This window comes from uncultured Nevskia sp. (assembly GCF_903885465.1).
GTDB lineage: Bacteria > Pseudomonadota > Gammaproteobacteria > Nevskiales > Nevskiaceae > Nevskia.
On sequence record NZ_CAISIQ010000019.1, the window covers coordinates 1 to 5,111 of the forward strand.

Annotated in this window: 6 protein-coding genes and 1 pseudogene; 2 read left to right on the top strand and 5 right to left on the bottom strand. The window is 65.4% G+C overall.

Going from position 1 to position 5,111, the window contains the following annotated elements:
• Together QZY06_RS00685 and QZY06_RS00690 are read right to left on the bottom strand one after the other, a co-directional pair.
• Positions 1–254: pseudogene (locus QZY06_RS00685) on the bottom strand (hypothetical protein); the annotation flags it as partial.
• Between the two features lie 114 nt (positions 255–368).
• The gene (locus tag QZY06_RS00690) at positions 369–812 is read right to left on the bottom strand and encodes a hotdog fold thioesterase (RefSeq protein ID WP_295678892.1); all 444 of its coding nucleotides are present in this window, start codon (positions 810–812) and stop codon (positions 369–371) included.
• Between the two features lie 112 nt (positions 813–924).
• Here QZY06_RS00690 and QZY06_RS00695 point away from each other — a divergent pair, with 112 nt between their 5' ends.
• Positions 925–1,566, top strand: a complete 642-nt coding sequence (locus QZY06_RS00695; RefSeq protein WP_295678894.1) for an NAD(P)H-binding protein — start codon at positions 925–927, stop codon at positions 1,564–1,566.
• 152 nt (positions 1,567–1,718) lie between these two features.
• Positions 1,719–2,864, top strand: coding sequence for a mechanosensitive ion channel domain-containing protein (locus QZY06_RS00700; RefSeq protein WP_295678895.1), 1,146 nt, complete (start codon positions 1,719–1,721; stop codon positions 2,862–2,864).
• A 65-nt stretch (positions 2,865–2,929) separates the two neighbouring features.
• On the opposite strand, the gene QZY06_RS00705 is transcribed toward QZY06_RS00700, so the two are convergent.
• Genes QZY06_RS00705 through QZY06_RS00715 form a run of 3 tightly spaced genes read right to left on the bottom strand, consistent with a single transcriptional unit; the run spans position 2,930 to position 5,047 of the window.
• Positions 2,930–3,817, bottom strand: a complete 888-nt coding sequence (locus QZY06_RS00705) for a PPK2 family polyphosphate kinase (protein WP_295678897.1) — start codon at positions 3,815–3,817, stop codon at positions 2,930–2,932.
• Positions 3,814–4,536, bottom strand: a complete 723-nt coding sequence (locus QZY06_RS00710; RefSeq protein ID WP_367275528.1) for a hemolysin III family protein — start codon at positions 4,534–4,536, stop codon at positions 3,814–3,816. The genes QZY06_RS00705 and QZY06_RS00710 overlap by 4 nt, the downstream gene beginning before the upstream one ends.
• Positions 4,537–4,576: 40 nt before the next feature.
• A complete protein-coding gene (locus tag QZY06_RS00715; protein WP_293390794.1) occupies positions 4,577–5,047 on the bottom strand; it encodes an NfeD family protein in 471 nt (156 codons plus the stop codon).
• Positions 5,048–5,111 lie beyond the last annotated feature (64 nt).

A 5,111-nucleotide genomic window follows, 5' to 3' on the forward strand; every position in this document is an offset into this window, starting at 1 on the left:
CAGCTCAGCGTGTAGGTCTTGGTGCCGGCGGTCGGCTTGCTGACCCGCGTGCCGCTGGTGGCCTGGCTGCCGCTCCAGGCACCGCTGGCGGTGCAGGTGGTGGCGCCGGTCGAGGTCCAGCGCAACGTCGTCGACGCGCCGAGCGCGATGGTCGTCGGCTCGGCGGTGAAGTTCAGGGTGGGGACCGCGGCCTGCGCCAGTGGCGACAGCAGGACGAGGCTCAGAAGCAGGCCGGCAGCGACAGGTAGACGCATGGGACGACCCTCATCAGAAGAGCCGCAATCTGCCGATAGCCGCCGCCCAACGTCAAGCCGTCAGGTGCGCCTGCCGGGAGCGTCACGGACGCTGCCCGGCCAAAGGAAAAACGATCAGCCGACAGGCTTGGCCTTGTCGAGCGCGATCACCGAAACGGTCAGCCGCGAGATGCAGACCAGCCGGTCCTGTTCGTCGACGATGCGGATTTCCCAGACCTGCGTGCTGCGGCCGATGTGCAGTGGCCGCGCGGTGCCGATGACGATGCCGCTGGTCGGCGGGCGAATGTGGTTGGCATTGATGTCCAGCCCCACCGGCGCGCCGGTGCCCGGGGGAATGCACAAAAAGGCAGCGATGCTGCCGAGTTCTTCGGCCAGCACGCAGGATGCGCCGCCATGCAGGCGGCCGAACGGCTGCACCGTACGATGGTCGACCGGCATCGTGCCGCGCAGGTAATCGACGCCGATCTCGGTGACTTTCAGGCCGAGATGGCCGCCGAGGCTGTTCTGCGGAATCGGCCATTCCTGACCAATGGTGACCGGCTGTTTCCAGATGCTCATGTCGATGACGAAGGGGTGCGAAAGAGGGGCCGCCACTTTAACGCGACTGCCGGGCCGGGCCGACTTGCTCGCTTACACTCGGTGCCCTGACTGAACGGCTGGAGGATCGCGCATGACTCGAACTGCTTTGATGGTCGGCGCCACCGGTCTGGTCGGTGTGGCGCTGCTCGATCGTCTGCTGGCCGCGCCGGAATACGCCACGGTGATCGTGCTCGGTCGTCGTGCGCCGACGCGCAAGCATGCAAAGCTGCGCTTCGTGCAATCCACATTGGAAGATCTGGATGGCCTCGGCGATCCGCTGCTTGCCGATGATCTGTTCTGCTGCCTCGGCACCACGACCAAGGCAGCCGGCGGCAATGCCGGGCTGGAGCGAGTCGATTACGCGATGGTGCTCGCCGTGGCTCGTGCTGCGCAGGCGGGCGGTGTGACGCGCTTCTTCGGCGTGTCCGCCGCCGGCACCAGCGCCACGGCGCTGAGCTTCTACTCGCGACTCAAGGCGCGCATGGAGCGGGACGTGGCGGCGGTCGGTTTTGCTTCCACGCAGTTCTTCCGGCCGTCACTGCTGCTGGGTGCGCGAACCGAATCGCGGCCGGCCGAGGCTTTCGGCCAGAAGCTGGCGCCGCTGCTGTCTCCGCTCTGCGTGGGACCGCTGCGCAAGTACCGGCCGATCACGGCGGCCGAAGTCGCCGATGCGATGCTGCTGAAGGCGCGGCAATCGGCCAGCGGCGTACAGGTGCACGACCTGCCACTCTGAGGTCGCGGGAAGTGCGCCGGTTCAGCGGGCGCATCCGGCCACCTCGTTCTTGACGAACGCGTCGAGCGCTTTACAGCGAATCCACCGCCCCCGGCACGCTCTCTGCAGAGCTTGCGGGCCACCACAATTCGCCTGAGAAAGGATTCTCGATCTTGCAAGACTTCATTCAATACCTGCGCCAAGAGGCGCCGCCGTGGGCGCTGACTGGCGCTGCCGCTGCCGGAATCCTGCTGGTGGTCCTGCTGGCCATGCGCCTGCTGCGTGCGGCAGCAACCCGCGCCACCAGTCATCTCACGATCCTCGGCTTGATCGTCCGGCGCACGAATACGCCGGCAACGACTCTGGCAGCGCTCACCGCGCTCGGGCTGGTGTGGCAGGCCGCCGCGGACGAGTTGCCCTTGATCGGCCCCTTGCGCCATACCACCGGCGTGCTGTGGATCGGCGCGATGACCTGGCTGCTGCTGCGCTGCGTGGCCGTGGCCGGCGAAGCCATCGTTCAGCTCAATCCCTACGCCAACGCCGCCGACAACCTGATCGCCCGCACACGGCTCACGCAGGCAAGAGTGCTCACCCGCACGCTCTACGTGGTGATCCTGATTCTCGGCGTATCGATTGCGCTGATGACCTTCCCCAGCGTGCGTCAGGTGGGGACCAGCCTGCTGGCCTCGGCAGGCATCGCGGGCCTTGCGGTCGGCCTTGCGGCCAAGCCGGCACTCGGCAACCTGCTCGCGGGACTGCAACTCGCGCTCACCCAGCCGATCCGCATCGACGACGTGCTGGTGCTGGAAGGCGAATGGGGAAGAGTCGAAGAAGTGACCGGCACTTACGTGGTGGTGGCGATCTGGGATCAGCGCCGACTCATCGTGCCGCTGCAGTACTTCATCGAGAAGCCCTTCCAGAACTGGACGCGCCAGAGCTCGGACATTCTCGGCACCGTGATGATCTGGGCCGACTACCGCTTGCCGGTGGATCCGATCCGCAACGAGGTCACGCGGCTATGCACTCAGGACAAGGACTGGGATGGCCGCGTCGGCATCGTGCAGGTCACCGATACCAGCGAATCGCAGATGCAGCTGCGCGTGCTGCTTTCGTCTTCAGACTCGGGGCGCAACTTCGATCTGCGCTGTCGCGTGCGTGAAGGCGTGATCTCATTCATCGCGCGCGAATTCCCGCTGTACCTGCCACACCTGCGCGCCGAAATCATGAAAGGCCAGACACCCGAGGGATCGCCGCCACCACTGCCCGGCGCCGATACGCCGGCCACCTCGCCCACGCCCAGCGCGCCCAACGCGGCTTGAGGCCTCGGCGACTTCAAGTATCCGAAAGCCCGCGGTCAGACCTCAATTCCATCTGGACCCTGACCCTAGTTGAACTCGCTCTCGAGCCGCTTCCGCAGTTCCGCGAACTGCGCCAGTTGCTCATCGCTCGAAACCGGGTACTGCAGGTTCAGGCGTTCAAGCGTGCGGACGATGATGTCGGCAACGGCCGCGCGCATGTACGGCTTCGAATCGGCCGGGATCGCGTACCACGGTGCCCAGGGGCGTGAGGTTTCGTTCAGCGCGTCTTCGTAGGCCTGCATGTAGTCGTCCCAGTGTTCGCGCTCGGCGACGTCGGCGGCTTCGAATTTCCAGTTCTTTTCCGGCTCGTTCAGGCGGGCGAGGAAGCGCTGGCGCTGTTCTTCTCTGGAGACGTTGAGCCAGAACTTGAGGAGCACCGTGCCGTTGCGGGCCAGGTGGCGCTCGTGGTCGCGGATCGAGGCGTAGCGCTGCTTCCAGAATTTCTTCGGGTGCTTGCCGGTGCTCAAGCCCTGCGCGTCGAGGAAATTCGGATGCACCTTCACTGCCAGCACTTCTTCGTAATAGCTGCGGTTGAACACGCCGATGCGGCCGCGCTCGGGCAGGCGGCAAGCGGTACGCCAGAGGAAGTCGTGGTCCAGCTCTTCCAGGCTCGGGCGCTTGAAGGCATGCACCTGGCAGCCGGCCGGATTGACGCCGGACAGCACGGCGCGAATCGTCGAATCCTTGCCGGCGGCGTCCATCGCCTGAAACACCAGCAGCACCGAGTGGTGATCGTGGGCGAAGAGGATCTTCTGCAGATCATCGAGCTTGGCGATCTCGTCGCGCAGCCGGTCTTTCTGCACGTCGTCGTCCGCTGCACTCTTCGGCGGCGCGGTGCGCGCCTTGTCGACGCGAAAGCTGCCGTCGTCCGGAACCAGATAAGGGCTATCGTCGACGATCGGTTTCTTGCTCATGGCGTCACCGGATTGCCCAGGAGATTGCTTGGACCTGGAAGGACATAGAACAGCACGCTGAAGTAATGAAAGATGCTGCCGGCGAGCACGAACAGATGCCAGATCGCATGGTGGTAACGCAGGCGGGTCGAGGCATAGAAGATGGTGCCGAAGCTGTAGGACAGGCCACCGGCCAGCAGCAGCCAGAGGCCGCCATTGGGGATCGCCGCGATCATCGATTTGCCGGCGACCACGCCGCACCAGCCCATCAGCAGATACACCGCCAGCGACAGCCACTCGAAGCGACCGGTGGTGAAGATCTTGAACACGATGCCGACTGCGGCCAGGGCCCAGACAAAGATGAACAGGCCGATGCCCCAGGGGCTGTCGCGCAGCGCCAGCAGGGTGTATGGCGTGTAGGTGCCGGCGATCAGCACATAGATCAGGCAGTGATCAAGCACCCGGAAGATGTGCTTGGGCCGCGGCATCGGAATGCTGTGGAACAGGGTCGAGGCCGCGTACATCAGGATCAGCGCGGCGCCGAAGATGCTGCTGGCCACTAGCTCCCGGGTGCCGCCGTAGAGCACCGAGCGGGCCACCAGCACGCACAGGCCGACGATCGCCAGCAGCGCGCCGAGGCCGTGGGTCAGGCTGTGGACCAGTTCCTCGCCGAAGCTGTACAGGTTGTGGGTCGCTTCGCGGATCGCGGCGATGGCGCGTTGCTCGCCGGCGGGCGCGATGTCGGCATCGGCATCGGGTTCCGGCGAGTGGGCTTTGAGTTCAGGAATGACGAGGCTCCACGTTCAGTGCTTCAACTTTCAGGGTCGCGCCATCGGCGCCGATCACTTTGACCAGACTGCCGGCCTTCAGTGCCGGGCCGGATACGCGCCAGACGGAATCATCGAGCCGGGCCTGGCCGATGCCGTTCTCGATGTCAGACACCAGGGTCAGCTCGCGGCCGATGGTGTGGCGGCCGCGCTGGTTCAGGCCGTTGTCTTCGGCATCGTTGCGAGTCAGCGGCCGGTACTTCAGCCACAACACCACCGCCGCCAGTGACAGCACCGCGAACATCACGATCTCGCCGGCCCAGCTCAGGCCCGGGATCAACCAGGCGGCCAGGCCGGTGACGAAAGCGGCGAAGCCGATCCACATGAAGAAGGTACCCGGCGTCAGGATTTCGGCGACCAGCAACAGGAAGCCGAGCACCCACCAGTGCCAGAACACGAAGCCGTCGGTGATGATTGCGTCCATGAGTCTTGCTCCCGTTCGAGGCGACTCAGTACTTGGTGGTGGCCTGCGAGGACGCCGCTTTCGC

Excerpts from the sequence above, each read along its gene's own strand:
- QZY06_RS00690 (WP_295678892.1), bottom strand. The coding sequence starts at position 812 with ATGAGCATCTGGAAACAGCCGGTCACCATTGGTCAGGAATGGCCGATT.
- QZY06_RS00695 (WP_295678894.1), top strand. The coding sequence starts at position 925 with ATGACTCGAACTGCTTTGATGGTCGGCGCCACCGGTCTGGTCGGTGTG.
- QZY06_RS00705 (WP_295678897.1), bottom strand. The coding sequence starts at position 3,817 with ATGAGCAAGAAACCGATCGTCGACGATAGCCCTTATCTGGTTCCGGAC.
- QZY06_RS00715 (WP_293390794.1), bottom strand. The coding sequence starts at position 5,047 with ATGGACGCAATCATCACCGACGGCTTCGTGTTCTGGCACTGGTGGGTG.